Source organism: Allobosea sp. BK604, from assembly GCF_004341515.1.
GTDB lineage: Bacteria > Pseudomonadota > Alphaproteobacteria > Rhizobiales > Beijerinckiaceae > Allobosea.
Genome location: NZ_SLZF01000001.1, coordinates 57500 through 83616 on the forward strand (window position 1 = coordinate 57500; position 26117 = coordinate 83616).

At 65.2% G+C, this 26117-nt stretch carries 32 protein-coding genes and 2 tRNA genes; 6 read left to right on the forward strand and 28 right to left on the reverse strand.

Annotation, left to right across the window (positions count from 1 at the left end; all coding sequences use genetic code 11):
• Positions 1 to 63: 63 nt before the first annotated feature.
• The 8 genes from EV560_RS00260 to EV560_RS00295 all read right to left on the reverse strand — a co-directional run bounded on the left by EV560_RS00260 (position 64) and on the right by EV560_RS00295 (position 9747).
• On the reverse strand, positions 64 to 1062 hold the full coding sequence (locus EV560_RS00260) for a hypothetical protein (protein ID WP_131852847.1): 999 nt from the start codon (positions 1060 to 1062) through the stop codon (positions 64 to 66).
• A gap of 3 nt (positions 1063 to 1065) precedes the next feature.
• Positions 1066 to 2181 (reverse strand): GNAT family N-acetyltransferase, encoded by a 1116-nt coding sequence (locus EV560_RS00265; RefSeq protein WP_131852849.1) that lies wholly within the window; start codon positions 2179 to 2181, stop codon positions 1066 to 1068.
• The gene (locus tag EV560_RS00270; RefSeq protein WP_131852851.1) at positions 2178 to 3380 is read right to left on the reverse strand and encodes a hypothetical protein; all 1203 of its coding nucleotides are present in this window, start codon (positions 3378 to 3380) and stop codon (positions 2178 to 2180) included. The genes EV560_RS00265 and EV560_RS00270 overlap by 4 nt, the downstream gene beginning before the upstream one ends.
• Positions 3377 to 4255 (reverse strand): ThiF family adenylyltransferase, encoded by an 879-nt coding sequence (locus EV560_RS00275; RefSeq protein WP_131852853.1) that lies wholly within the window; start codon positions 4253 to 4255, stop codon positions 3377 to 3379. Before EV560_RS00275 ends, EV560_RS00270 begins: the two co-directional genes overlap by 4 nt.
• Positions 4255 to 5217, reverse strand: a complete 963-nt coding sequence (locus EV560_RS00280) for a hypothetical protein (protein WP_131852855.1) — start codon at positions 5215 to 5217, stop codon at positions 4255 to 4257. Before EV560_RS00280 ends, EV560_RS00275 begins: the two co-directional genes overlap by 1 nt.
• 4 nt (positions 5218 to 5221) lie before the next feature.
• Complete coding sequence (locus EV560_RS00285) at positions 5222 to 8620, reverse strand: acyl-[ACP]--phospholipid O-acyltransferase (protein ID WP_131852857.1); 3399 nt, start codon at positions 8618 to 8620, stop codon at positions 5222 to 5224.
• A gap of 122 nt (positions 8621 to 8742) precedes the next feature.
• Entirely contained in the window at positions 8743 to 9021 is a 279-nt protein-coding gene (locus EV560_RS00290) for a YiaA/YiaB family inner membrane protein (RefSeq protein WP_131852859.1), read from the reverse strand.
• Positions 9022 to 9063: 42 nt separating this feature from the next.
• A complete protein-coding gene (locus tag EV560_RS00295) occupies positions 9064 to 9747 on the reverse strand; it encodes a PspA/IM30 family protein (RefSeq protein WP_131852861.1) in 684 nt (227 codons plus the stop codon).
• 98 nt (positions 9748 to 9845) lie between these two features.
• On the opposite strand from EV560_RS00295, the gene EV560_RS00300 reads away from it, so the two are divergent.
• Positions 9846 to 10481 carry a TetR/AcrR family transcriptional regulator gene (locus EV560_RS00300; RefSeq protein WP_131852863.1) on the forward strand — a complete coding sequence of 212 codons (636 nt, stop codon included), beginning with the start codon at positions 9846 to 9848 and terminating at the stop codon, positions 10479 to 10481.
• 117 nt (positions 10482 to 10598) lie between these two features.
• On the opposite strand, the gene EV560_RS00305 is transcribed toward EV560_RS00300, so the two are convergent.
• From EV560_RS00305 to EV560_RS00320, 4 genes are all read right to left on the reverse strand, one after another.
• Positions 10599 to 10677, reverse strand: a tRNA-Arg gene (locus EV560_RS00305).
• Positions 10678 to 10707: 30 nt separating this feature from the next.
• Positions 10708 to 10783, reverse strand: a tRNA-Phe gene (locus EV560_RS00310).
• Between the two features lie 810 nt (positions 10784 to 11593).
• A complete protein-coding gene (locus EV560_RS00315) occupies positions 11594 to 12346 on the reverse strand; it encodes an SOS response-associated peptidase (protein ID WP_131852865.1) in 753 nt (250 codons plus the stop codon).
• 78 nt (positions 12347 to 12424) lie between these two features.
• Positions 12425 to 12787: a hypothetical protein gene (locus EV560_RS00320; protein ID WP_131852867.1), complete on the reverse strand. Its 363-nt coding sequence runs from the start codon at positions 12785 to 12787 to the stop codon at positions 12425 to 12427.
• A gap of 82 nt (positions 12788 to 12869) precedes the next feature.
• On the opposite strand from EV560_RS00320, the gene EV560_RS00325 reads away from it, so the two are divergent.
• The 3 genes from EV560_RS00325 (at position 12870) to EV560_RS00335 (ending at position 15377) form a co-directional block, all read left to right on the forward strand.
• The gene (locus EV560_RS00325) at positions 12870 to 13226 is read left to right on the forward strand and encodes a hypothetical protein (RefSeq protein ID WP_165923251.1); all 357 of its coding nucleotides are present in this window, start codon (positions 12870 to 12872) and stop codon (positions 13224 to 13226) included.
• Between the two features lie 215 nt (positions 13227 to 13441).
• Positions 13442 to 14644, forward strand: a complete 1203-nt coding sequence (locus EV560_RS00330; RefSeq protein ID WP_131852871.1) for an AAA family ATPase — start codon at positions 13442 to 13444, stop codon at positions 14642 to 14644.
• Complete coding sequence (locus tag EV560_RS00335; protein ID WP_131852873.1) at positions 14637 to 15377, forward strand: HNH endonuclease family protein; 741 nt, start codon at positions 14637 to 14639, stop codon at positions 15375 to 15377. Before EV560_RS00330 ends, EV560_RS00335 begins: the two co-directional genes overlap by 8 nt.
• Positions 15378 to 15400: 23 nt before the next feature.
• Here the strand turns inward: EV560_RS00335 and EV560_RS00340 are convergent, their stop codons facing one another.
• Genes EV560_RS00340 through EV560_RS00375 form a run of 9 tightly spaced genes read right to left on the reverse strand, consistent with a single transcriptional unit; the run spans position 15401 to position 19153 of the window.
• A complete protein-coding gene (locus EV560_RS00340; protein WP_131852875.1) occupies positions 15401 to 15850 on the reverse strand; it encodes a dATP/dGTP diphosphohydrolase domain-containing protein in 450 nt (149 codons plus the stop codon).
• The gene (locus tag EV560_RS36165; RefSeq protein ID WP_248311831.1) at positions 15847 to 17109 is read right to left on the reverse strand and encodes a hypothetical protein; all 1263 of its coding nucleotides are present in this window, start codon (positions 17107 to 17109) and stop codon (positions 15847 to 15849) included. The genes EV560_RS00340 and EV560_RS36165 overlap by 4 nt, the downstream gene beginning before the upstream one ends.
• Before the next feature lie 2 nt (positions 17110 to 17111).
• The gene (locus EV560_RS00350) at positions 17112 to 17423 is read right to left on the reverse strand and encodes a hypothetical protein (protein ID WP_131852877.1); all 312 of its coding nucleotides are present in this window, start codon (positions 17421 to 17423) and stop codon (positions 17112 to 17114) included.
• Positions 17420 to 17614, reverse strand: coding sequence for a hypothetical protein (locus tag EV560_RS00355; RefSeq protein WP_248311832.1), 195 nt, complete (start codon positions 17612 to 17614; stop codon positions 17420 to 17422). Before EV560_RS00355 ends, EV560_RS00350 begins: the two co-directional genes overlap by 4 nt.
• Positions 17615 to 17621: 7 nt before the next feature.
• The gene (locus EV560_RS00360) at positions 17622 to 17984 is read right to left on the reverse strand and encodes a hypothetical protein (RefSeq protein ID WP_131852881.1); all 363 of its coding nucleotides are present in this window, start codon (positions 17982 to 17984) and stop codon (positions 17622 to 17624) included.
• A complete protein-coding gene (locus EV560_RS00365) occupies positions 17984 to 18466 on the reverse strand; it encodes a lysozyme (protein WP_131852883.1) in 483 nt (160 codons plus the stop codon). Before EV560_RS00365 ends, EV560_RS00360 begins: the two co-directional genes overlap by 1 nt.
• Complete coding sequence (locus tag EV560_RS00370; protein ID WP_131852885.1) at positions 18463 to 18687, reverse strand: DUF7940 domain-containing protein; 225 nt, start codon at positions 18685 to 18687, stop codon at positions 18463 to 18465. The genes EV560_RS00365 and EV560_RS00370 overlap by 4 nt, the downstream gene beginning before the upstream one ends.
• Positions 18687 to 18812: a lipoprotein gene (locus EV560_RS35630; protein WP_165923252.1), complete on the reverse strand. Its 126-nt coding sequence runs from the start codon at positions 18810 to 18812 to the stop codon at positions 18687 to 18689. The genes EV560_RS00370 and EV560_RS35630 overlap by 1 nt, the downstream gene beginning before the upstream one ends.
• 23 nt (positions 18813 to 18835) lie before the next feature.
• Entirely contained in the window at positions 18836 to 19153 is a 318-nt protein-coding gene (locus EV560_RS00375; protein ID WP_248311833.1) for a hypothetical protein, read from the reverse strand.
• A gap of 14 nt (positions 19154 to 19167) precedes the next feature.
• On the opposite strand from EV560_RS00375, the gene EV560_RS00380 reads away from it, so the two are divergent.
• Positions 19168 to 19692, forward strand: a complete 525-nt coding sequence (locus tag EV560_RS00380; protein WP_131852887.1) for a hypothetical protein — start codon at positions 19168 to 19170, stop codon at positions 19690 to 19692.
• On the opposite strand, the gene EV560_RS00385 is transcribed toward EV560_RS00380, so the two are convergent.
• The 7 genes from EV560_RS00385 to EV560_RS00415 are packed head-to-tail and all read right to left on the reverse strand — an operon-like array spanning position 19685 to position 25549.
• Positions 19685 to 20185, reverse strand: a complete 501-nt coding sequence (locus EV560_RS00385) for a DUF4376 domain-containing protein (protein ID WP_131852889.1) — start codon at positions 20183 to 20185, stop codon at positions 19685 to 19687. The genes EV560_RS00380 and EV560_RS00385 overlap by 8 nt on opposite strands.
• Positions 20186 to 20194: 9 nt before the next feature.
• On the reverse strand, positions 20195 to 21631 hold the full coding sequence (locus EV560_RS00390; protein WP_131852891.1) for a glycine-rich domain-containing protein: 1437 nt from the start codon (positions 21629 to 21631) through the stop codon (positions 20195 to 20197).
• Positions 21632 to 21641: 10 nt separating this feature from the next.
• A complete protein-coding gene (locus EV560_RS00395; protein WP_165923253.1) occupies positions 21642 to 22280 on the reverse strand; it encodes a hypothetical protein in 639 nt (212 codons plus the stop codon).
• Between the two features lie 3 nt (positions 22281 to 22283).
• Entirely contained in the window at positions 22284 to 23396 is a 1113-nt protein-coding gene (locus tag EV560_RS00400) for a baseplate J/gp47 family protein (RefSeq protein ID WP_131852895.1), read from the reverse strand.
• On the reverse strand, positions 23396 to 23926 hold the full coding sequence (locus EV560_RS00405) for a phage GP46 family protein (RefSeq protein WP_131852897.1): 531 nt from the start codon (positions 23924 to 23926) through the stop codon (positions 23396 to 23398). Before EV560_RS00405 ends, EV560_RS00400 begins: the two co-directional genes overlap by 1 nt.
• Positions 23923 to 24447, reverse strand: coding sequence for a phage baseplate assembly protein domain-containing protein (locus EV560_RS00410; protein WP_131852899.1), 525 nt, complete (start codon positions 24445 to 24447; stop codon positions 23923 to 23925). The genes EV560_RS00405 and EV560_RS00410 overlap by 4 nt, the downstream gene beginning before the upstream one ends.
• Positions 24440 to 25549, reverse strand: coding sequence for a phage baseplate assembly protein (locus tag EV560_RS00415; protein WP_131852901.1), 1110 nt, complete (start codon positions 25547 to 25549; stop codon positions 24440 to 24442). Before EV560_RS00415 ends, EV560_RS00410 begins: the two co-directional genes overlap by 8 nt.
• 163 nt (positions 25550 to 25712) lie before the next feature.
• Here EV560_RS00415 and EV560_RS00420 point away from each other — a divergent pair, with 163 nt between their 5' ends.
• A complete protein-coding gene (locus tag EV560_RS00420; protein ID WP_131852903.1) occupies positions 25713 to 26096 on the forward strand; it encodes a hypothetical protein in 384 nt (127 codons plus the stop codon).
• Positions 26097 to 26117 lie beyond the last annotated feature (21 nt).

Sequence of the window (26117 nt, forward strand, 5' to 3'; positions counted from 1 at the left end):
GATGCCGGAGTACGTCACGCTCAACGAGCTGACCAACAAGCGCTCGTGACCCTTCGGGTTGTATCAGGTGGATTCGAGCAGTTCGGCCACGGGCAACCGATAATGAGGACAAACGCCATGCTGCTCCGCCGCGCCGATCCTGAACACATTGACCAATCGTCGCCCGGCCGGCGGGGGAAAGAGCTTCGTGAGTGCGCTGCGGCTTTCGGGCCAATCGACCAGCACCGAGACCGGGCAGGCACTCAAGCCGGACCGGGTCATGCCGAGCCAGGCGCGATAGAAGGCCCGCCCGGTCAGGACCGGGTCCTCGCCCGCCGGGCGATGGAACAGGGCGATCGCGCCGGAGCGCGTCTTGGCTCCATCGCTCGTCAGCGGCTCGGCCAACCCGATCAGATGCAAGGTCGTGAACAGCGGCCCGAGAACGAGCCCGGCAGCGAGCGCTTCCAGGCGCCCCAGCGCCATTGCCTCGGCGTTCAAGCCGTCCCTGGCATGGGCGGCATGGCCCGACGAGAGCCGCATCCAGGCGAGGAGCTCCTTGCGATGAGCGGCATCGCACAGGAAGTGGAACCCCGCCCGATCGGCCAGGCCCGCAATCGTCTCGATCTGGCCGGGCTCGGTGATCACGGTGAGGTCGCTCTCGGTCCGGGCCAGGTCGGCCAATGCCTGGTCGGTGCCGGCGTTGCCCGGCATAAAACGGGCGCGCCAGCTCGCACGCTGCGTGACGAGGTCGGAGAGCTGGTCGGGCACCCCGCCTGGCGCAATGTCGAGCGCCGCAACCGGGATGAGGCCGCCATCGACCGGGATTGCCCCGGGATGGAGTTCGACCTGGACGATACGCAGGCCCCGTCTGCTCAGGGCGAGCGCCATGCCTTCGATCGCGGCTCCGTGCGACAGGCGGACATCATGGCCGGTCGGATCGGCAACCGGCAGCCTTCGGGTGGGATCCGCCAGGACCAGAATGCGATCGCCGGCTCGGCGCCAGCGGGTCGGCTGGATATTATGGACGCTGGGCGCGAGGCGGGCCTCGGCGACGAGGCTTTCGAGCAGGGCCTGGTCAAGCATCGCTCAGCCTCGCAGCGGCTTCGAGAAGAGGTGCAGGCGATGCAACGGCCTGGCGCCCGCCTTCTCGGCCTGGCGCAGGCTCGGCCCGTTCACATCGGCGATCCATGTGCCGCCGAGCGTCGTATAGCCGGCGTCCTTCAGCGCGGTCGCGACCTTGTAGAGCATCGCGCCGTTGATGCCGCGATTATGCGCAGCGCGGCTGACCGACTGGTAGACGATGACGGCCCGACGGTTCGTCCAGCGATGCCAGAGGAAGCGCAGCGGAAAGGCGGGACCCATCCGCCCACCGACAGCGTTGACCAGCGGGTTGAGATCGGGAATCGCGATGATCGCCCCGACAGGCTCGCCCCTGTAATGCACGACGGTCGAGATCCGCTTGTCGATGACCCACATCATGTCACCGGCCTGGAAGCGGTATTCTTCGGCGCTTGGCGGCACGAACATAGGATTGCCGTCGAAGCCGTCATTGAGGATCAGCCGCGATTCCTCCAGGCGCCGGGCGAAATGGCGCCGGTCGATCGGCATCCAGGCATAGTCGGTATCGGCCAGGATCGCCTGCTGCTTCGGGCCGAGCAGGAGCCTGGGCTCGACGCTGGCGAGATCGATCTCGAAGGTCGTCATCGGGAAGGTGGGAGCATAGCCGTTCGCCGCCAGTAGCCGGGCGATATGCGGCGGGCTCCAGACCATGTCGGTAAAGGGCTGGCCGGAATATCCGTCGGTGACCACGCCGATCTGCTGCATGGCGGTGAGATTGAAATTGCCGGCGATCTCGACCATGCCGCGCTCGCGCGCCCAGTCCTCGGCGGCGGCGAGAAGGCTGGCGGCGATTTCGGCATCATCGGCGCAGTCGAAATAGCCGAACTGGGCCCGGCTCGTGCCATGGCGGGCGTTCGAGGCATCGTGGATCGCCGCGACGATGCGGCCGAGCGGCCGGCCGTCGCGCAGCGCAGTAAAGAGCTCGAAACGGCCGTGCCCGTCCTTGACGAGCGGGTTGCGCGCGCGATCGAGCATGCGGTCGAAATCCGACCACATCGGCGGCACATAGGGCGAGCCGAGTGGATAGACGGTGCCGGTGACGGCGAACGCCTTGCGCCGGTCGTTCCTGACGATCTCGATCATGCCGCCTCCGTGGGGGCGTTGGCCAACAGCCGACGCGCGAGCGACAACGCCGTCTCGGTCGCGGGATCGGCGGAGACGACGGGCACCGTCAGCACCAGCAGGTCGAGCGGATCACGCACGACGACGAGGAGGTGGCTGGCCGAATAGGTCGCGAGCAGTGCTGCGATCCGCTCGGTGCCGCCATCGTCCGCGGCGCGTTGCCAGGGCTGATCGGCGGCGCGCAGCACCGAGACCTCGCGCAGCGCTTCCTTCAGGATTGGCGGATCGAACTCGGCGAGCGCGGGCTCGCGCAGGCGGACCGCGCTCTCGAACAGGGGATGGCTGGTCAGGCGCGCGATCAGCTCCTCGCGCGTGCCGGCGCGGGACTGGGCGATCGAGGCGAGCACGCCGGGCGAACGTGCCTCGAAGGCACCGTTGAGCGCATCGGCCATCAGCCCGATCGTCAGCACCCCGGCCAGCATCACCGCGCACATGCGGATGCCATGCACGAGATCGATATCGGGATCGAGATAGGCCGCGGCCCAGCCCAGTGCGAGCGCGGCGCTGGCACGCAATGCCATCAGGGCGAAGCCCTGCCGGCGCGTCTGCGCGCCACCGCCGGTCACGAGCACGATCGAGATCAGGAACAGCGCGCCGAGCCCGCCGAGCCTGACCGGCATGGCGGTGGCGATGCCGCGGAAATCACTGAGCAGGAAGGGCAGCACCAGGAAGGCGCAAAGCGCCAGCCGGCCGATCATGCCGTTCTCCGCCGCCGTCAGCGATGCGCAATCGCGGGAAAAAAGCAGTACGCCACAGGCTGCGAAGCTGGCCAGCTGGAAGCCGGCCAGCATGACGTCGTAGGCGCCGCCGTGATCGCCGAAGCCAGCGAGGCTCGCCAGTGCGAGCAGCGTGGCGCCACCGAGCACCGCGATCTTGAGCCAGCGCGGCGCATGCCGGCGCAGCACGCCCTCGGCGACGACGAGTGCGCCGAGTGGCAGGCCGGCGGCGCAGGCCAGTGCCAACCGCTCCAGCAGCAGGCTGCCCGTCCACCAGCCAAGGCCGCGCAGCAGGAACAGCGCCGTGACGAGCCCCAGGGCGAACAGGAAACGTGCCGTCAGGGGTCCGTGCGGATCGCGCCGACGCAAGGTGAGCATGGCGATGCCGAGGCCGAGCGCGCCGCAGAGGTCGACGATCGAATCGGCGACGAGGGCCGGATTCATGGCGCGGCCATCATCCGGCGCAGGGCGCGGCGCACGAGCGGGCGCAGCAGCGCAGCCACAGGCTCCGGCCAGGGCTTCTCGATCGCCGGCCGATGCGGATTGAGGAACCAGCCACGACAATCCGTGCCGGTACGCTTGCCGAGCGCAAGCGCGATCGCCTCATAGGCCATCAGCGTGCCGGTGGTGATCACCATCGGCGCGAAGGACATGCGGCTACGCCGACCGACGGCGACCTCGGCAGCGAGCGCGAGATCGACATGGTGGCGCGAGCGCGAATGCAGCATGACATGCTCGACCTCGCAGAGCATCGCGGCGCGGCGCTCCTCGTCGCCGATCGCGGTCCAGTCCTTGCCGAGCGTCGGGAAGCCGAGCCGCTCCTCGGGCCGCGGATCCTCCGGCCGCACCACGATCACCGAGGGCAGCGGCGACATATAGGCGTCGATCACGGTCGCCCGGGCGGTCTTGGCGGTGCGGTAGAGATGCAGGCCGGCGGCGATGTCGTCCATGCCGTTGACGATGACGGGGCAGCGCGCCGCGATCTGCGGCAGGCGCTCGCTCCACTCGGCGCCCAGCACCTCGATCTCGATATCCGGATTGATGGCGCGCGCGGCTGCTGCCGCAGCGACCGCCTTCGGCTCTCCGATGGTCGCAGCCGTGGCGAAGACCTGGCGGTTGAGATTGGAGACCTCGAATTCGTCGATATCGGCGATGATGAAATGGCCGATTCCGGCCCGCACCAGAGCCATGAAGGCAGCGCCGCCCATGCCTCCGACCCCGCAGACGAAGATGCGTGTCTCGCGCAGCCTCGCCTGCTCCTGCGCCGTGACGAAGCCGATATTGCGGGTGGTGAAGAGCTCGTAGGAGAAAGCCGCCATCAGGGTTTCGCCTTCGCATCGCGCGGCCGCAGGCTGCCCAACCGGCGCCCGTCGTCGAGCCAGTGGGCCAGCGGCAGCAGGAGGCGCCGCAGCAGCAGGAAGACCGAGGCTCCGGCAATGCCGGGCAGCGAGGCACGCGGCACCTGGCCGAGCAGGTAGCGCCGCGCCGCCGGCAGATCCATGCGGCCGATCTGGAGCAGGTCGTCCCCGCGCTCGTAGTCGAGCTCGCGCCGGCAATATTCGTTGTAGCGGGGCTCGCGGTGCTGGGTCGCGGCGTCGAAGCTCTTCTTCAGGTCGTCGGAGCCGCCGGTATAGGCGTCGGTGATGACCGAGCGTGCCTCGTCGAAGCCGGCCTCCGGTCCGACGCCGAAGACATGACGGTGGTCGCGCATGATCTGCCGGGCGAGCGTCAGATGGGCGAAACTCTGGCGGCTGCCGGGATCGGGTGAAGGATAGACGTCGGAAAAGGTCTGGCAGACCATGCCGACGACGCCCGGCACCTGAGTGACATTCGAGATCCAGCGCGGTCGCAGGCCGCCGCGGACGAAGAGCACCAGCACGGTCAGGCCGTAGAGCACCCAGGACAGGCCCTGGCCACGTACCTCCGGATCGACCATGACGAGGCCGAGATGGGTGACGCTCTGCGGCTCGCCATTCAGGGGAATGCGCATCTGCACCAATGCGTTGAAGGCGACCGGCTTGCCCGTCTCCCTCTCGGTGATCAGCGTCACGATCGACTGGGCCAGTCGCTCGCGCTCACCGGAGAAGACGCCATAGGTGAGATCGCCCTGCGCCAGCGTCCGGCTCGCGACGGCGCGGAGCTGATCGACCAGAGCGGCGAGCGCCGCATCGTCGAGCACCGCGCCCGGCCGCTCGACGATGCGCGTCACCAGCCCGCGATGGGTGGCCAGAGTCAGGTCGAGCGTCGGCGCCGTCAGGGCCTTGAGCCAGAAGCCCAGCATGCCATCACGCCGCCGCGGCAGCCTGGCGCTCGCGCACCAGGCGGTTGACGCCGGCGAAATCGAGCTTGCCCGAGCCGAGCACCGGCACCGCCGGCACGACCAGGACGTCGGCGGGGATCATCAGGTCGGCAGCGCCCTTGCCTTTGGCGAAGGCCTGAAACTCGGCGCGCGTCGCATCGCGCTGCTGCGTCACCAGGACGAGGCGCTCGCCCTTGCGCGCATCCGGAACGCTCGCCACGGCGGACAGCGCGTTCGGCCAGCACTCCGCCGCCAGCGCCTCGATCGCCGCCAGCGAGACCATCTCGCCGGCGATTTTCGCGAAGCGCTTGGCCCGGCCCTTGATGGTGACAAAGCCGTCCCGGTCGATCGTGACGATGTCGCCGGTATCGTGCCAGCCCTCCGGCGGCGGCTCGAGCACGCCCGGATTCTCCGCCTTCAGGTAGCCCAGCATGATATTGGGACCGCGGACATGCAGCCGCCCGCCTTCGTCGACGCCCGGCACCGGCTCCAGCCGCGCCTCCATGCCCGGCATGATCCGGCCGACCGTGCCGAAACGGTTGAACATCGGCGTGTTCAGCGCCAGCACGGGGGCCGTCTCGGTCACGCCATAGCCTTCCAGGATGCGCAGGCCGAACTTCTCCATATAGGTCCGGCGTGTCGCCTCCTTGACGGGCTCGGCGCCGGCCAGGATGTAGCGCAGCGAGCGCAGGTCATAGGGATGGGCGGCGCGGGCATAGCCGGCGAGGAAGGTGTCGGTGCCGAACAGGATCGTGGCGTTGGAGCCGTAGACCAGTTCCGGCACCAGCCGGTAATGCAGCGGCGAGGGATAGAGATAGACCGGCACGCCGGAGACCAGCGGCAGGACGAGCCCGACCGTCAAGCCGAAGGAGTGGAACACCGGCAGCACGTTGAAGACCTTGTCGCGCCGGCCGAAATCGATCCTGGCCGCCGCCTGGGCGGCGTTGGCGAGCATGTTCGAATGCGACAGCACCACGCCTTTCGGCACGCCCTCGGAGCCGGAGGTGAACAGGATCGCGGCCCGGTCGGAGCCCTTGGCCGGAGCGATCGGTTTGTCGTGGCTGAACAGCGCCGCGAGCTTGTCGCGGGCCGAGACGCCGGCGCGCACATCCTCGAGATAGACGATCGCGACCTCCGCCCGCAGCGCCTCGACGAGCGGGCCGAGCCGGCCCTTCTCGACGAAGGCGAGCGAGGTCACGATCGTGCCGATCCGGGCAGCCTTGCAGGCGGCGGCGATATTGGTCGCCCCCGCGGTGAAGTTGATCATCGCCGGCACGCGGGCGGCCGAGATCAGGCCGAGCACCGTCACGGCGGCGCCGTTGGCATTGGGCAGCATCACGCCGATCGCCTCGCCCTGGCCGACGAGCCCGGCGAGCTTCTGGCCGAGGATGCGGGCGCCCATCAGCAGGCGCCGATAGGTCAATGTCCCCGTCAGCGGATCCTCGACCGCGACCCTGCCCTTGCCGTGGACGGCTGCGGCCTCGACCACGGCCTCGAACACGGTGCGGTCGATATCGGTGGTGCGGAAGATCAGGTCGGACATGACCTGGTAGAGCGCCGTGCCCGCGGCCTGCCGCCGCGCCCGCCCCTTCAGCTCCTCGGGAAGCGTCAGGGCGACAGGCTCCAGCACGGTGACGCGCACCTTGGGGAACCAGCGCCGGCGCACCTGCTCGCGGTTCAGCCGCGAGAAGATCGTCGCCTCCAGTCCTTCCAGGCGCACGGGCACGACCTTGGCGCCGGATTTCTCGGCGATCATCGCCGCGCCGTCATAGACCTTCATCAGGCTCCCCGTGACCGTCAGGCGACCTTCCGGGAAGATGATCAGGCTCTCGCCGGACTTGACGGCGTTGATCAGCGAGCGGGTCGCCAGCGGGCGTGTCGGGTCGAGCGGCATGGCGCGCGTCAGGCGCAGGAAGGGCTTCACCCACCAGCGTTGCGCGATGCCGTGGTCGATGGCGAAGACCGGGTCCTTGTCGAGCATCGAGAGCGCGACCGCCGCGTCGAGGAAGCTGACATGGTTGAGCGCGATGATCGCGTTGGGGCCGGCCTTGGCGATGTTCTCCTGCCCGATCACCTCCAGACGGTAGAAGGCGCGCAGCAGGATCGACAGGAAATCGGTCAGCGGGTTGCTCGGCATCACCTTGAAAATCCAGACGGAAGCGGCGAGCGCACCGACACCGATCAGCAGGAAGAGCTGCGACAGGCTCAGGCCAGCCGCCTGGAGCAGCGCGACGACGACGGCGCCGGCGACCATGAAGGCGGCGGAGAGCACGTTGACGGCGGCGATGATGCGGGCGCGCTTCTCGGCCGGCGCCCAGACCTGCGTCGCAGCGAAGGACGGCACGATGAAGATGCCGCCGGCGATGGCGAGGCCGGCGAGGTCGATGCCGACGCGCCAGGCCGGGCCATGCGAGAAGAAGTCGCGCATCTCCAGCGCCGGCTGATGCGGGATGAGCCCGGCGATGGCCCAGCCGAGATCGAGCGCGAACAGGCCGATCACGAAACAGGCGACCGGGACCGGCAGCAGCACGATGCGCCCGCTCGACAGGAAGGAGCCGATGCCCGAGCCGACCGCGATCGAAATCGCGAAAATGCTGAGATAGACGCTGACCACGAGCTCGGTGCCGCCCATGCCGTTCTTCACCAGCGAGGGCAGTAGCGACATTACGACCGCGCCGATCAGCCAGAACAGGCTGACCATCACGCCGGTGCGCCAGAGCCGTGCATCCGACCAGAGATCCTTCAGCAGGCCGGCGGTCGAGCGGATGATATTGGGATCGATGCGCAGATCCGGCGCGGCCGGGGCCGTCTTCGGGATGAACAGCGTCGCGCCCCAGCACAGCAGGGCGAAGACCATGACGAGCCCGCCGAGCGAGGCGGGGTCGCCGCCGTCGCGGGCCGTCATGCCGCCGGCGATGGTGCCGAGCAGGATGGCGATGAAGGTCGCGCCCTCGATCAGGGCGTTGGCGGCCGGCAGTTCCTCGCGCTTCAGGTGGTCGGGCAAGATGCCGTATTTGATCGGCCCGAACAGCGCCGCGATGATGCCGAACAGCCCGAGCGCGACGAAGAGCACGGGCACGGAATGCAGGAAGAAGCCGAGCACCGCGACACCGGCAGCGCCGACCTCGGCGAGCTTGAGATGACGGGCGACGACGGCCTTGTCGAAGCGATCCGCCATTTGCCCACCGATGCCGGAGAGCAGGAAGAACGGTGCGATGAACAGCGCCCCCGCGAGCGTGACAAGCGCCTCGCCATGCGAGCCGGCGAGCTTGTAGAGGATGATGAAGACGAGTGCGTTCTTCAGGAAGTTGTCGTTGAACGCAGAGAAGAACTGCGCCCAGAACAAGGGCGCAAAGCGCCGCTTCAGAACCAGCGTATCGATCATGGCCAACTCACGGTGAGACGAGGAAATCTGCATCGCCCTTGGCAAGCAATCGCTTAACGTGCGGGGCGATGCGGTTTCTCGGTTAAGGCGCCGTTGCCGAAGCCGAACGGCTTTCGCGCCTATCAGGCGCCCGGCTTGCCGACATCCATGAGCAGGCGCTCGGTGCGCGCGTCCTCGATGCGGTTCACCAGCCGCGCAGACTCGTGCATGTCGCGCACCGTCTTGGTCATGGTGATGCAAGACTGGACGAGCATGATTGCGGCCATCGCGAGATAGCCCTTCGCCCACAGGTCGAGGGGCATGAACAGGATGCCGGCGGCGGTCATGGCGGCCGCGCCGAAGAAGGACGCGTAGGTGAAGCTCACCCAGGCGCTGCTGTGAGGTTGGCTGTTCTGGCTCATGGCGATCTCCGATCGAACGAAATTGGACGTGGCTGGGGCGGATCAGGCGGCAGCGGCGCGCAGGCGCTCGAGCACGCTGTCGGCTGAGGGCTTGAGGCGGCTGCCATAACCTCTCGCGGCGAGCGTCTCAGCCACGGTTTCCGTGGCTGCGCCGTCAAGTTCGTCGAGAGCGTGGTCAGCGGCTTCCGCCTCCGCCTGCCGCTCGCGCAGACGCCGCAGTGTCGTCTCGGCTTCGGCGAGCGTCGCCTCATACGGACGGGCCTCTTCGACGCGGCCACGCCGGAGGTCGCGGACCGCTTCGGACGCGCGAGCCAGGCGCCGGCCGCGATCGAGTTCGGCGAGGCGGACCTGCGCCTGGGTGACATGGCGGCGCAGCCGCAGGATCTCCGCGCCGAACAGCGACTGGGCTGCCTGGGCGGCGTCGCGATCCGCTTCGAGCGCGGCGATTGCCTCCGCTCCCTCGCGTGCCGACGGCTCGTCGGCCGCCGCGAGCGCAGCGACGACGCGCTGCTCCAGATCCGTGATCTGGGCGTTGGTCGCCACGAGACGCGACGCCTCCTGGCGGTCCTGGGCGATCGCCACCGCGAGCCCCTTCTTGGCGCGCTCGAAAGCTGCGCTGGCATCGCGGAGCTGCTGGTCGAGGATGAGCAGCGCATTGCGATCTGCGAGATCCTCCTCGGCCTTTGCGATGCCTCCGCGGAAAAGTGTGATGACGGTCTTGAACATTGCCACTCCCTTGGTATGAACGATGTTCACGAAATCTGTGTACATCATGCGTGAACGTCGTTCAAGCAGAATTATGAACGTTGTTCAAAGGAGGTTTCATGGCGCCCGTCACAGACCGCAGGGAGAGGCAGCGCGAAGCGCTCCTGGAGGCCGCCGAGCGGACCATTGCCGCGAAGGGGCTCGACGGTCTCAAGGCACGCGAGCTGGCTCGCGAGATCGGCTGCGCGGTCGGAGCGATCTACAATCTGGTCGCCGATTTGGACGAGCTGATCCTGCGCGTCGGCTCGCGGACACTCGCCCGTCTCGATCGCGCATTGCAGGAGGCGGAGGCGCGCCCCTTGCCGGGCAGCTCCGATCCGGCGGTCGAGCAGCTCGTCGCGGTGGCCTTGGCTTATTGCCGCTTCGCGCGCGCCAATCTGCCGCTCTGGCGAACGCTCTTCGAGCACCGCATGGCCGAGGGGAGCACCGTGCCGGAATGGGCCTTGAGCGAGCAGATGACATTGTTCCGGCACATCGCCCTGCCGCTTGCGAGCCTGATGCCGCAGGCAGGTAGCGCTGACGTTGCGCTGTTCACCCGCACGATGTTTTCAGCGGTTCACGGCGTCCTGGCGCTGGGTCTCGACGAGAAACTCGTGGCTGTCCCGGTCGCCGAGCTGGAGCGGCAAATCGAGACGCTTGTACGCCTGATCTGCACGGGGCTGCTCGCGGGCGAGGCAACCCGTGCAAGACGCTGACCCGCCACGCGATCGCCAGCCGATCGTCCAAGCTTTCATCGCTCGGGCCAATGATCGTCGTTCGCTCCGCTGAGAATTGCGAGCCGGCCTCGGTCGGGCCACGGCAATTCCCCAAAATGGTGCTCTCCGGGGGACTCGAACCCAACCAGCCTCCAGATCCGTAATCTGGCGCTCTATCCAATTGAGCTAGGAAAGCGTATTCGCGAAACTGACCATAGTCATAATTTGGTGCCGCGAAGTCGGATCGAACGACTACCTCTCATTTTTCAAACGAGCGCTCAGACCAACTAAGCTATCGCGGCGTTGATCGATACATAGGCGTCGAAGAACGGCGCGTCAATACAGAATACAGGTATTTTGTGTTTATTTTCAAAGACTTATGATTGGACTATAGACATGCGCCATCGTTTGCCGCGCGGTGCGCAGCAGGGAACGAGGGGTCGCAATCCGTTTTGAAATCGGGGCCTAAATCGCCGTCGGCTTCGTCGTCGCATCGGTGTTCTCCAGGAATGAAGGCACAAAAAAGCCTCGGGGCCCGCTCCGGCTAAGGAGGGGCCCCGAGGCTCGTCGGATCTCAGATGATCACGCGCGCGCCGTCAGCCGCCTCCCCAAGGGAACCGGTTCTGTCCGCGCGCAAATCGCAGCGAGATGGCCACGTCGTGATCTCCTATCCGTCCCAAGCCATATCTCAGGCGCTCGCATCGTACAATCAGTCCGTGCCGGCCTGACCCGAGCAAGGCATTGCCTTCTCGGCGAGACCGGAGATCGAAACGGCCAGACGCGATCACCCTCTCGGCGGCGCATTCGAACGAGTTGTGGAGGTGGTGGGTCGGGCCGGAGTACAACAATCCGGCGTTTTCAAGCGGTTGGGCCTGAGTGAGAAAGAAAATTCGCTCACGTGTTTTCGGGCGTTTCGGAGGGGAACTTTCCCACCTTTCACAACTTGGCGCTCCCTAGGACTGAAAACAGAGGTCGTTGAGATGCGCTTTGGCCCGAGCGATAGCCGTATGCTGGTGATCGCAGCGATTGCAGCGCTGATCGGTCTCGCAGCTTGGCTTGGGCTCGTCTAGCTGCGCAATCTACAGCAGGCCCGCCCGCGCCGGATGCTGGGGCTAGCTGCTGGCGCTCAGGTCGAGCGCGTCGGCTGCCTGATCGAACTTCGCCCCGCGCGCAACGACGGATAGCGAGCCGTCCGGTAACGGCCGCTGCAGTTCCTTCACTTGGTCCCAAGGTTCCGTCATCCAGCGGGCGCATTCCTCCGGTGTGGTCAAGATCACCGGCATGGCCTTGGGGTGATACTTCTTCACCTCCGTATTCGGTTCTGTGGTCAGGAAGGCGAACAGGTCGATCGTCTCCTCGCCGTCCTTGATCTTGCGGACCGAGGTCCATTGCGGCGCCCAGATCCCAGCGAACATCGCGGTCGGCCGCTTCTCGTCAAAGGCGAACCAGACATCCTGCCGCGCCGATTGGTCGAACTCGCTGAAGCTGGTGAACGGCACGAGGCAGCGGCTCTCGAGCCCGAGCCAGCGCTTCCAGTGCGAGCTGTTAGTGTTGCGCACGTTCGTCGTGCCGCGGTCAGGCTCCATGCGCAGGAGATGGTCGAAATCCACCTCCTTGCTCTTGGCGCGCAGCTTGTCTGCACGAACGGTCGCCGCGTCGAGCAGCGCCTTCCTTGAGGACGGCATGCCCCACCGCACCATGGCTAGCTCGGGCTGGTCGGCGCCGGCGACGTTGCGGACGATAGGCGCCGGCCGGTCAGGATTGATGTTTGGCTGCGGCGCCAGGTTCAATTCCCAGCCCCGAAACTTCGGGAACAGCCGCCGCATCGCGTCGACCGATCTAGTGTGGCTATAAAGGTTGCACATGCTGAGGAGCTTCCCTTCACCCGGCGACAGCTTCTATCCGCGCGCGCTTAACAGGCCAAGGATGATTCTGGCCCGCGCCTATCCCGCCTTTCGACGCGGCGGCATGCGCACGCTGTTATCGGCCACGATCCGGAGGCCGCCAACCTTCGGCGGCAGGTTCGGTGGCGGCCCGCCTTCCATGTCGATCGCGTAGGCGCCGCACTTCCCGGTCACGCTGTACTTCTGAGGCTTCCTGTTTTCGCCCTCCGGGCTGAAGGCGCATGGCGTCCGCCATATGCTGATGATCTCGCCGATCGTGGTGAGATCTCCGAACTTGCGCGCTAGAAACGCGAGGCGCGCGTCCCGGCTCTTGTCGCAGTAGTGACAGCGCAACCGCACCAGCACCCATGGCCAGTCCAGCAGCGTCGTCTCCAGGTTGGGGAAATTGCGTTTTCCCGCCATGGCCTGACAGCATGTCGACTCGCATCGGAAATGAGAACGAAATAAGAACATCGTGGGTGGCGTACGAGTCAAGGAGGCGATCATGCCGAGCGGAAAAGCGGCGCCCATGACCAGACCGGAAGCGCTCCGCCTGCGCCGGACCTATCCCGATAGCGATGAGTTCTGGCACGTCATCGACCAGGAGGGCGAGAATATCGGTGTGATCGCCGACCATCGCGGTCACACAGGACCGGACCGACCCGGCTGGTTCTGGGGCATCAGCGTCTTTGGCCTGCCGCAGCCCGGCAGGTTTCGCGGCCATGAGCGCACTCGCGAAGAGGCGATGGCCAGGATCCGGGAAGAGTGGCCTAGCTACCGCAGGCAATATTCCGAAGAGCACTACGAGCGCCGGCGATCGGAACATCGCGGTCGCGAGGTGCAGTGGCGCGGAACCCGTTGAGTCGTCGGCGGTTCACTCCAATCAGCGGAGGAAGAAACCATGCCTAACAGCGATGGGAATGCATCGTTCCGTGGAGGCGAGCCGTGGGCAATCTCGTCGTCTCCGAGCAGGCGCGAAGATTTTGGCAGAGGTGCCGTCATCACTCTTGATTGAGTCCGACTACGGATCATAGGTTGCAGCCAGGCCAGCTCCCATCCTGCGCAAGGTCAGCACGAATGATTGATCCAAGTTCTAAACTGCGAATAAGCAGCATATCAATCGCAAATGTTGGGAGGTTTGAAAATTTTGACTTAAGCTTCAACGATAAAGTAAATATAATTTGCGGAACTAATGGCATTGGAAAAACAACGATACTCCAATTGATTTCTGCATCCTTTGCTAGAGGATCGCAATCATCTTATATCGCGCGCCGCGCTCTCTCCGAATCCTCTGGAAGCTGGCAGATATCGGTATACGATAATGACGCATTGCGGAGCACTAGCATACAAGCAGAGAACCCCCCGCCTATTCCAGCCCATTTTTTGTCAAATCTGCATGGACTCGCTAATCGAATACTTTTCTTTCCGTCTCGACGCGATATTCCGTACTCTACAGCTCAAGCGGTAACCCGGGATCCTCCTACAGAGGATCATCGCTTTTTATCCCAGTCACTAGAAGGAATTGCATCAGACGATATCAAGCGCTGGCTAATCAACCGAAATATGTTCCGTTCGATAGTAGAAGCGCTACCTCCCTACAAGATCAGAAATCTTGACGTCGCGAGTTCATTCTTTTCAGTCGTCGATCCGTCGGTGAAATTCTCAAATATCGACGCATCAACGTTTGATCTTCTCGTTAATACCAAAGACGGGAAGATACCGTTCGAGTTTCTTTCATCGGGATTCCGTAGCTCACTCGCTCTCCTGATCGGCATCATCAACGAAATTGAAGTCAGAGGCTTTCAAGATACGGCCGATAAATTCTCTGGCGTTATATTGATCGACGAGGTTGACCTCCACCTTCACCCAAGCTGGCAGACCAAAATAATTCAGATACTTCGGTCATCGTTTCCGAACGCTCAGTTCATCGTGACAACGCATAGTCCACACGTCGTTCAGAATGCCGGGCCAGGAGAAGTCATAGCTTTGCGCCTTGACGGCGAAGGAAATACGCTGAGAGCGACACTCACGGAATCTTCACAAGCATATAAGGGCTGGACTATCGAAGAAATCCTTACTGACGTGATGGGATTAGATGACGCCGTCTCAGATTCATACAAGCGCGCAGTCGCCGATTTTTATACTGCGCTCGACGCTGAGGATGGTGAAAGAGTTCACGAAACTCTTGGATTGCTTCAGTCCATGCTCCACCCCAGTAACGAGATGCATAAACTCTTCAAAATGCAGGCCTCTCCGTTCTTGGTCGAGAAAAATGATTAAGCTCGATCGCGCTGCCGACCCGCTTGATCCCGATGAAGTAAAGCAACTCACGGAGCATTTTATACGCACAGGCGAATCTGTGTGGAACATGGAAAATTTAAAGCAGTCTTTAAATGCCATGTCGCATGGAAAGTGCTGCTATTGCGAAACCAATACGAACGAAGAATCGAAATACATGGAAGTTGAGCACTTTCGTTGCAAGAAAAACCATCGGAATGACGTGCTAAAATGGAGCAATCTACTTCCATCATGCAAACGATGCAATGGAAGAAAGCACGAGCATGACGTTACGACGGAAGGTGAGATAATTGATCCTTCGGTGGATGACCCTCGCGATCACATTTTCATATCCAACTATAGGATGCGTCCTCGCACCGAAAAAGGAAAAATGACCATCGATGTAGTCGATCTTAACGACTATTTGCGAGCAGTCACCAAGAGATTCAAAATCGGAGAGATATTCTATAAAATGTTAGACGATCTCACAGAGATGATAAATACGGCTCAATTTCCATTACACGCCACAAGACGCAACCGCATACTAAACAAAATGGAATCGATCCTTGGGGAATGCCAACGATATAATGCTTATAGCGCGACATCCGCGACAATCGTCCTTACTTCTACCGAGTTTCAGTCCTCGAAATTATGGCTTCAACAAGCTGGACTATGGAGCGCAAAGTTACAATCACTGGAAGATGAAGCGGACAAAATCATGCTGGCTATCGCATGAGATCGCAGATAATTCGTTGTCTGCTAATCCATTCCGTGCGCGGCCCGCACGTCAGAAATTGTCCAATGCCTCGGCTGACGCTCGGCGAACATGTCGAGGATCCGCTTCACCTCAGCCTCCAGCTCGTCGACGAGCTCGCCGACCGGCGCCGCCGGCGGGCGATCATCGGTCAGCTTTCCGCATAGCTTCGCGTCGAGCAGGATGCCGGCGCAGGCGATGACCGAGGCGAGATGCGGCACGCCGGTCTTGGGATCGGCATCCTCGCCATTCCACCACTTGGCCAGATGTCGGCGCAGCGCGCCGCGATAAACTGATGCCCGCACGCCAGCGACGCGCCAGTTGAAGGCGCCGTATTTGGCCGCTCCTTCTGCGAAGGAGAGCGCCGCATAGGCCTCGATCGTATCCGGCACCAAGTGCATCGGCAGACGCGACGTCGCCAGCGCATCCTTCGGGTTGGTTGGTTTCTCGCTCACGCGGCGCCTCCATCGAGAATGGCGATCCGGTTGCGGCCGAACTCGCCATAGTCCTTGTGATAGGTAATGGCCTGCATCGAGCGGCCTGAGAGGAAACCCGCGCCCCAATGCCAGGCATCGGGAGGGATCGGCGCCTGATGCGTCTCGACGGTGACGCCGCCGCCCTCCCCTCCAAGCAGCCGCTTATGATGCAGGTGGAAGGTGTGCCCGTAGCGGAAGAGCGTCTCGCCCCAGATCGACGGCCAGCGCTGCGCCATCAGCTCCGGCATCTGATGCGGTCGCGTCTCATGGCCATGCGTGCCGGCGAGCATGACCTTGCCGAAGCGGTGCAGGAAGAACAGCGACGGGTCGACATCGACGGTCACCCGCGGCTCGTTGCGGAACCACGCCAACAGGAAATAGGCGACAGCGACCGAGGCGTGCTCGTCGTGATTGCCCTTGAGGATGCGAATGGTGACGAGCTCGTGCCGTGCCAGCATCGCATCGGCCATGGCGACGAGCAGCCGCGCGGCCACCATCACCACCTTGGGGTAGCGCCCGTCGACATCGAGCTGATGGCCGGAGCGCGCCGTACGATTCGACTGGTTGTCGGAATGGATCAGGTCACCGCCGCCCAGCAGGATGGCGTGGCGCGAGCGCGGCGCCTGCTCCACCAGGTCGGCGGCGGCGGCGCCGAGCACGCGCTCGGCGATCCTCAGGTCCCAATTGACCGAGGTCTCCCGGCCCCAGGCGAACATGCCGATATGCCAGTCGGCGAGCGGATAGAGCGTCAGCAGATCCTCGATCGTCTCGACCGGCGCCGGGATCGGCCGAGCGGAGGGGCGCCAACCCTTGAACGCTCGCTTCAGCCCCTCGGCAACGGCGAGCGGATCCGGCGGCGCCTCGCGGGTCTTCACCCATTGCTGCTTGACGTTGCCATCAGGATCGGTGAGCGCCGAGACGCCCTTGACGACATGCCCAGCCGGAACTTCGAACGTATCGCCGGGGGCCGGCTTCTGCTCGATCCAACGCCGCTCGACATTGCCCGCGGCGTCGGTCTCCTCGGTCGTCTTGCTGACATGATAGCCCGGCAGCACCGGCGCATAGCCGAGTTCGCCGCTCTGGGCCTCCTTCTTCCGCAGGCGGATGACCTTCTGAACGCTTACCTCGCGCAGCTTCAAATCGCGCGCGATTTCTCTGCCGGTCTGATGCAGCTTGAAGGCGCGCCGCAGGATCTCCTCGCGCGTACCGTCGGGCCAAGGGATGCCATGTTCTGCCATGCTCAACCCGTCCTGCGGCTGTTGCTGCGAGATTCGATGATGCGGTCGAGCCGGTCGGCGAGGCGGTCGATCGCGCCGACGACGCGCTCCTCGAGCTTCGACATCATCTCAACCGTGACGAAGCGCGTCGCCGCCGCTTCCTTGAAGGTCGAGAGCTCGCGGCCGAGCGCCTCGCAGCGCTCGTCCAATCGGGCGATGCGCTTGTCGTGCTGCGCGGCCTGGAAGCGCACCACGCCCCAGCTGGCGGCGACGGCACAGATCGCCGTCACGACCGAGATCACGACCGGCAGTGAGATTTCCTGCCCGAACATCATGGCGCCTCTCGATCGACAGCAGCGACCGCGGACGCGCGCCGCTGCTCGCAGATCCGCAGGCCAGCGCGATCGCGCGACCAGAGGCTCGTCACCTCCTGCGCCTTCAGGGCGCGGTCGGGCAGCGAGACCGGATCGGCGCAGCGCTGGCGCGCCTCGGCCGGGATGGCGGGGCGGATGAACTCGGTCCGCACGATCGGCTTATCGGGCGTCGAGCAGGCGGACACGGTTACGGTCGAGACCGCAAGCATCAGCATTCGGCAAACTCGCATTGCGGCGCTCCAGGTCGGCAAGGCTGTCGGTGAGGCGGGTGATTTCGCTGCGGGCGCGGCTCTCGGCCTCCGCCGCGCGCTGGACCTGGTCGGCGCGCTCGCGCTCGGCCGCGGCATTGCTGGCCGAGATCTCGGCGCGCCAGTGCGCGTCGCGCTCGGCGGTGGCCGCTGCCGCGGCGCGGCTCTCCATCCGGTCGATCGCCGCCATGCCGGCCCAGAAGGCGAGCCCGGCGGCGATCAGCCCGGCGATGACGAGACCGGCGCGGAGCAAGGTCTTGTCGAGGCCGAACATCACAGCCCCTCCAGGCACATGGCGCGTTCCTGCTGGCGCCGGCGCGTGAGTCCCGGGAAGACGACGCCGGCCGCCTTGTTCCATTTCAGGAAGGCGTCGCAGCTCGCCCGCGGCTGGCCGGCGTTCTGCAGCCGCGCCACCGACGATTTGCAATAGGCGCCGGTACCGATGTTGTAGGCGAGGCTGAGATGCGCGACGTAGCGCTTCGGCGGCATGTCCTTCGCCGACGGCACGCAGCGCTCGACGCCGTCGGCGAATTCGTCGGCCCGCTTGACCAGCATCTGCTTGCACTGGTCGAGCGTGAATTTCATGCCCGGGCGGACCGGCGAGCCATCCTCGAGGCGGGTCTCGCCATAGCAGACGGTCCAAGGATAGCCCTTGCTCGCAGGGTCGGCATAGGCGGCGAGCCTGATCCCCTCGAAACCGCCGACGACGGACGCGGCCAGCGCCGCGACCGCGGCGCTTTTCCTCATGCGGCTCATGCCTCACCTCCGGAGACGGATTGCTGAGCCACGAGGCGCGAGACGAAGGCGCCGGCGGTGGCGAGGAAGGAGAGCGCGGCGAAAGCGCCCTTGGGGATGTCGAGCACGCCGTTGAGCAGCGGCAGCGCGACCTCGGCGCCGCTCAGGACGCCGGCGACGAGCAGCAGGCGGATGCTCCAGGCATGGCGGAGCACGGCCTTCCAATTCCAGATGAGGCGCATCAGCACCTGCCGTCGCGCTTGCAGATGAGGACCTTGAACAGGTCGCCCGCGCCGTCGTCGTGACGCAGGGGCGCGCAGGCCGTCAGCCAGGCGAGCGCGAGCGCCGCCAGGACCAGGCGTTTCATGGTGGTCTCCGAGGTTGGGAACATCAGAAGGTCGGGCGCGGCACGAACAGGCAGACGCCCTGCGAGGTCGAGATCACGCTGCCGGCCGCCGCGCCGCCGCGCCGGCAGACATGGAAGCGCCCGTCGCGGCTCGGCCGCGTGTCGCGCTCGGCGACGAAGATCCCGTCATGGGTGAGATAGCCGCCGGGCACGATGCGCGGATCGGGCTCGCGGGCATCGGCATCAACGCCCATCGGCCAGCAGTCGCGGTCCGAGCAGCAATCATACGGATACCAGCTATGCGCCGCCGCGCCCGAGACGAGCGACAGCAGCGCCAGCGCGACGAGCGCGGCGATATTCATGATGTACTCCGGGTATGGAAAAAGCCGCCTCGCAGCGGCTGAAGATTGTGAACAAAAAGACCTTCGCCTACGTTTCCTACATCCCCCAGAAAAAGGAGGCGCAGTTGACGGGAACGGTGGCACGGCTTTTTTTGGGCGGCTTTACAGCTCTATGCTTAGGCGCGTGCTCTCCGGATAATCCAAAGAGCCCCGATCAGTACGTCCGCATCGTCGACGCGGACCTTTCGAGCTTCGGTGCCTGCGTGTTCCAACAGATGAACCGGGTCTGGCCGCTTGAAGTCCACACCGAACGGCGCAGCGACGGCGTCGTTATGGTCGTGTATGAGACGCTAGGCCCGTTTGCCGGCCTCACCATTCGCCCGATGGAAGTCACCGCTAAAAAGATCAGCGCGACGAAGACCGAGGTCCGGACACGTGTTCTGGCGAGCGAGCAGCGGGCGTGGACTCTAACAGAGCGTTGTGTCGAGCCCCGTGTAAATCAGACCGCCGGAGCGATCGGATATCTGGTTCGGGGCGGCAGGCGCGACGCCGTCAGTTGAAGGCGGCGTCGACCTCGGCGGCAGTCTTGATCTCGCCAGATTCGATTTGGGTCTTCACCTTAGCGAATGTGCCGAAGCCCCGATTGACGTGGGACTCTACGGCATCGCTAATCCCAATCATAGCCGCGGCGTCGATCGGGTAAGTGCCGCCATCGGCCCCGTGCCAAATGGTCGACCACTCCGGGTCGGCCTCCGCGGCGACGCGTGCACCCATGATCATTATCTTGCTGCGATCGTCCGTCTCAACCGGTACGCCCGAGACGGTGATTCCACCGACCTCTATCCGCCAGCGCTTGTCAGCCGCATAGGCGAGCAGGTCGACGGGGAGAGGAGCTGGAGGGGGGTGGAAAGTCCCCACATCGTCCATCGTCCAGTTCTCGGCGATGCCCTCGACGCCTGAAACGTCAACGAGCCGCTGGGGCGGGGGCCATGCCCCAGGGCTGTCTTGAAAGAGTTCGCAAACGCGGCCGCTCTCATCAATCATCGCGAACATGGTCAGTCCTCACCAGGAGATTGTAACGAGGCCGCCGGCGCCGGTGCCGGGCGCGGCAGTGTTGCTCGTACCGCCGCCACCGCCAGAGCCGAAGATTGCCCCCTGTGCTGAAGGGTAACCGCCGCCTCCCGCTAAGGGCGACGCGCCGCCAAAGCCGCCGTAATAGATCGAGCCAATCACTTGGCCGGCTTGGCCTGCGCCGCCAGCGGGCTGAAATGACCCGCCGGACGTCGTTCCGCCGGTGCCGAAGGCCCCGACCGTTGTGGCAGATGCCGCGCCACCACCACCACCACCGCCGCCCGCCGACAGGAATACGCCCGTGACCGGTCCAGCGACGGCCGAAACGAACGACCCGGTGCCGTTCCCGCCCGCAAGTCCCACACCGCCCGCCGCCCCTCCCGTTCCAGCCTGGATGGTAAGGGTTGCACCCGGCAGGACCGGGAACCAGTTCTCGGCATAGCCGCCGCCGCCACCGCCGCCACCCGACGCGTTGAAGACTGACCCGCCACCGCCGCCGCCAGCGCCCCATGCTCGAATGAACATCCGAGTGACACCGGTCGGAACGACAAGCGAGCCTGAGAAACCCGCCTGGCCGCCAGCACCCGCGAAGGCTTGTGTGACGAAGAACGTCTCCAGCTGCGTGACGAGCTGAAAGACCGTGCCGTTAAAGGTGACCTGGAAGATCTGCCCGACGACAATATCGCCCGCCGTGAGCGGTGCCCCGTTGCGCCTCTGGATAGCAACCGGGGCGCCGCCATTGACCGCGAACGTCACAGGTCCTGTGTTGGTGAACGCGGCAACAACCCGAAATGGGATACCAACGTACTGAGCTGCAGTCTGAAATGCCGGAGCCGGCGTAATGGTGATGGCATTCGCCGTACCGCCTGCACTGTAGTAGCCCGTGCTCAGCAACGGGTTCGTGATGAGCTGGAAGGCCGCGCCGGTATAAACGACGTGGAAGACCTGGCTGATCAGAATATCGCCGTAGCCGACTTCACCGTTTGCCCAGCCGCGGACCGGGACCGGACCCAGACCATCGACGTTCAGGGTGACATTCCCCGTCGGCGTGGCGCTCGCGAATATCCGGAGCGGCACGCCAACCAAGCTGGCGAGGCTCGGGAACGCCGGGTTGTAGCTGGCGGTGATCGCGTTCGCGGTGCCGCCGGCGATGATATAGGCGCCGCTGAGTTTCCGCACCGAGCGGAGCAGCAATTGATCATCGAGGTTGCTGTCCGGCGTGCCGGCCCCGCGCACGACGCCGCGCAGCTGCGCGATCAGAGCGTTGAGCAGGGCCGCCCGCCACTCGGTGCCATCCCGATCTGACGGAGAACTGCAATCCTTCGACCAGTCGTCCTGATCGCCTGGAGCATTGTCCGGCGTGAACGACGGACGCGTCAGCACGCTCCGCAGCGCGCCGAACGCGCCGGGACCCCAAAGATTGACCATGCGATAAGCCTCAGTTGATGGTTTCGAAGATCAGATCGGCATGCGCCGGGGCGATGCGGCGGATCAGGCAGCGCAGCCCTTCGATATCGGGCGGGCAGTCGAACCCGTCCGAGAGCAGCATCAGGCCCATCAGCGGCTCGACATCGAGCGGCGCCGAATAGGCCGGCGATGCGGCGAGATCGATGGTGATGCGCCAGGTCACCCCCTGCTCGGCGCCCATGATCATGGTGCCCATCAGGCCCATGCCCATGCAGCAATCCTCGACCAGCGTCGTGAAATCCTGGGCGATGCCAATCGACCAGCCGCGCCGCTGCGCCGCCGCCTCCGCATAATCGGGGATGCTGTCGCCGACGGCGTTGACCTTCTCGCAGATGTCGGCGAACGGGTCGCAACCGTCCGGTACGCCATATTCGAGCGCCCAGAGATCGAGTGTCTCGACCGCGCTCGAGCAGAAGAACTCGTCGATCAGCGCGCAGAAACGTCGCTCGACGGGGCCGAAGGCGGCGCCGAGCGCGGCGAAGGTATTGCCCATGCCGGAGCCGTCGAGCCCGTCATGGCCGCCATTACGCCAGGCATCGCCGCGCGGCCTGAGAGCCGCGAGCCCGCGTGCGACCTCCTCGTCGCTGCGGCAGAGATCGGCAGTCGCCATCATCTATCCTTGGAAGCTGAGAGTGCCGAGCACGGCCGTCTGCCCGCTGGTCAAGACGGGATCGCTCGCCGGCGTCACCAGGACATGGCGCTGCTCGCCGGAGGCATTGGCCGCCGCCTGCCAGAGCCAGGAGCGCGAGAAGCTGGCCGGCGTCGCCAGGAACGGCATGGAGGGATGCGGTTCGGCATTGCCGGCGACGCGCGAGTTGATGAAGAAGGTGTTGGCCACCTCTGCCGCCACCGCCTGGCGAACTTCCGGTGTCGATGGCGACAGGTCGCTATAGGCGACATCGACCGGCACGGCCTCGGCGATCCTGACCACCGGCTGCCCCGCGCCCGGGCCCGCCACGAGCAGCGCGCTGAGCACCTGCGCCCGGTCGCTCTCGAGCGGAATGCCATTCGGCCGGGTCAGGTCGAAGAAGGGATAGACCACCACCGTGCCGCGGCCATGGCCGAGCGGCTCGATGAAGGCCCGCGTCACACCGGGGATGGCGAGCGTATATCGCAGCCAGTCGGCCGGCGCGCCGGCATGCTCGGGGAAGGCCTTGGCGAAGAGCAAGCGCGCCTTGTAGGCCCCGTGGCTCTCGCGATCGGCGCCGCCGCCAAGCCCATCGGCGGAGACTGCGAAGACCGCCGTGCCGGTGAGGCCGGAGACGGGCGCCAGCACGACCGCGGCATCCGAGCTGCCATCGGCGCCAGCGAGCACGGCGGTGACCTGGACGGTCGCCGTTCCGGCGCCGGCCAGCACGATGCCGGCGTCGACCGTGAACTGCACACCGTCCGAGCGAGCAAGCACAGAGCCGGTGGCAAGCGAGATCGCGCCGGCCGCGGTGACCGTCACCGGACCGCGCGCCTGGGCCGGCTCCTTGCGCGGTACCGGCGGCTTCATCTCGGCGCCGTGGCGGTCGAGCTGGTCGGCATCGCAGGTCAGAACGAAACGCTGATCGGCAGCCCAGGCGGCGAAGCGTGTGAGTTCGTCGAAGCCGCCGCCCAGCACCATGGCCATGGGCTTGAGGTTGTTGCGAGCAAGCGCCGCATCGGCGCCGGGCAGGTTGGCGTTGAAGGCCCTCTGCGCGTCGGTGACATGCTGGTCGAGCGTCTTGGTTTGCCAGGGCATCAGCGTATCTCTTGCCAGAGGCGGGCGAAGCGGCGGTCATAGGCGAGCGCGCCGGAGCGGTCTGAGATCTTCACGTCGAGCCAGATGCCGCGCCGCGGATCATCGATCAGCCCAGAGGTGATGGTGACCTCCGCCGCGACCCTGTCCCGAAGCATCCAGGCCAGGGCCTCGATCGCGTAGATCCGCGCAAGCTCGGCATTCTGCTCGGTCGCGACCTCGTTGCGGAGGGTCCACAGCAGCGAGCCGATCTCCTCCGCCGCCTCACCCTCGGCGGCGACCTTGTCGCCCCACCAGCCGCGCCGGTCAGCGATATCAGGGCGCCAGCCCTCCGGTGCACGCCTGTCGGTGAAGAGCGAGATGATCACGGCCGAGGCGAGCTGCTCGCTGGCATCGAGCCCGCCCGGGTTGACCGGATCGCCGGCGGGCGCCACGCGCCAGTCGCCGAGCTGCTCGGCCTCGTCCCAGAAGGTCGACCAGAACAACGCCGGCGTTGCCGCCTGCCGCGCAGAGATCGTGACGGGATAAGTCATAGGATCGCGAAGACCTTGTTGGAAAAGCCTGCCTCGGTGGCGACGCGCTGGCCGCCGGGCCCGCCGAGATCGATGCGGGTATCGGAGACGATCACGACCATGCCGCCGCGTTTCAGCGTGATGGTTCCGGAGGTCGATTCGACCAGGACATTGCCGGCGCTGGCGGTGACGGTGACGCCGCCCTGCGCGGCGGTCAGCCTCACACCCTCGCCGCCCTTGGCGAAGATCAGGTTGCCCGCGGCATCGTACAGGACGGCAGTCCCGGCCGGGATCGAGCGCGGCCGGGACGGCGTCTCGAAGCCGATCGCCGAGAGTCGGTCGGACGAGCCGTGGCGCATGAAGATGCCGACGGCATCGGCCGGCGGATGAGACGAGAAGCCATGCGGCTGCGGCCGCAACACCTTCGTGAAGCTCTCGCCGCGATAGCCGGCGAAGTCGACGAACTGGCCGTCGCCGCTATCGTCGACCTTGCTCAGCTTGCCGCGCGAGAGCTCGGACGCCGCCCAGAATTCGCTAGGCATCGTCGCCCCCGATCTTGCCGAGATCGAGCACGGAGGATTTCGCGCCCTTCGGCTGCTTGCCGCCGAAGGCGCGCGGATCGACCAGGCCCAGCGTCGCGCGCGTATAGCCTTTCTCGCCGTCGCCCTGCTGATCGAGCTTGATGGTCTTGATCAGCATGTCCTGGATCACGTCGAGCGAGGGGAGTTCGGCGAAGATCAGCCAGCCGGGCTGCCAGAGCGTTCCGCCCTCGTCGCGCCAGCCGGTCACGGTGACCTCGCAGGTCGTGCCCTCACCCGCAGCGCGGTCGCGATGCCATTGCGCCCGCTTGCGCGCGTCCTTCTTGCGGATCTGCTCGGGCGGCACGATCACCTTGAGCCGCTGGCGTCCGGCCTGGGTATCGCCAGCTTCGTCCTCGACCTGCAGATCGTCGGGCGCGTACCCGTCCGGAGCCTGGGCCCGGACCTTGACCTTGCCGAAGCGCTTGCTGTCATCGTGCACGGCCGAAGCGTCGCGCACATTGCGGCCCTCGGTCAGGCTGCCGGCATGGCGCTTCGAGCCCGCCTTGCGCAGGGCGAGATTACCCTCAGGCGTATCGCCGATGGCGAAGCCCTCGGCCCGCGACCAGCGTTCGGCCGCGGTGAAGATGGTCTCGCCCGGCCGCAGCCGAAATAGCTCGCGGGGGGGATGGTCGAGTTCGCTCTCGACCTTGACATTCTGCTTGCCCGCGAGCGCGCCTAGGACCTCCGGGGCCTTCTTGTCGCGGAACTCGCCGCTCTCGTGATCGGCGGCGCTATCGACCACATCGCCGGTCTTCGACCGGCCGGAAATCGCCAGTTCGGCTTCGGCTTCGCCAAGACGGGGCGAGCGCTTCTCGACATGGCCGGTCAGCACCAGGTTGCCGCCGGCGGTCACTCCCCAAGCAACGCCGTCGCTCGCCGCCGTGCGAATGGTGCAAGGCGGCGAATTGCGCAGCGCAACCAGCAGCTGAGCCTGGCTCATGCCGGGCTGCTTGACCTTGGCCTCGAAGCTGCGCGCCGCCTCGTCCATGGCCATGGTGATCCCGATCGTCACCGGGCTGAGCTCCAGCCCGGCGGCGCTGATCGTCACGATTTCGAAGGGCATACCGTCCTGCTCGAACTAAGTCAGTGAGTTGGCTGATTTGGAACTGGCCATCTCGCCGAACCGCATCATCACCGCGAAGCGCGTTCGCGGGCCCGCCACCACCCGCCGCGCTTGACGCCCGTGATCCCGGACGGCAGTGTCCCGCCATATCGGGAAAGCGCTGATGCGTGATTGGATATTTGCCGGGGGTATTCTGGTGGTTGGCGCCGCCACGTGGGGGCATGACGTCGAAAAGCCGTCCGTGATCCACTTGGTTACGCAAGCCGACAGGTTTCGGGGGCAGACTATTACGATTGACGACATCGCGTTTTTCAACGCTCGAAGCGAGGGCGTTTGGATGCGCGATGCCAAGTCCCCGTCACTGAAAATCTATCTCGATCGGAATATCTTTGACAAGCTTCAGTACCTTTCGCTTATGCGGAATTGCTATAGCGATGAGGCTGAAAATAAACTTGGCTGCACGGGATCGATTACTTTGTCCGTCCAGCAAGACCGTGCGATCTATGAACTAACGACCCTTCACGACGCGACTGTCCGCTTTGACTGATTAGAGCTCTACCGCTGTGCG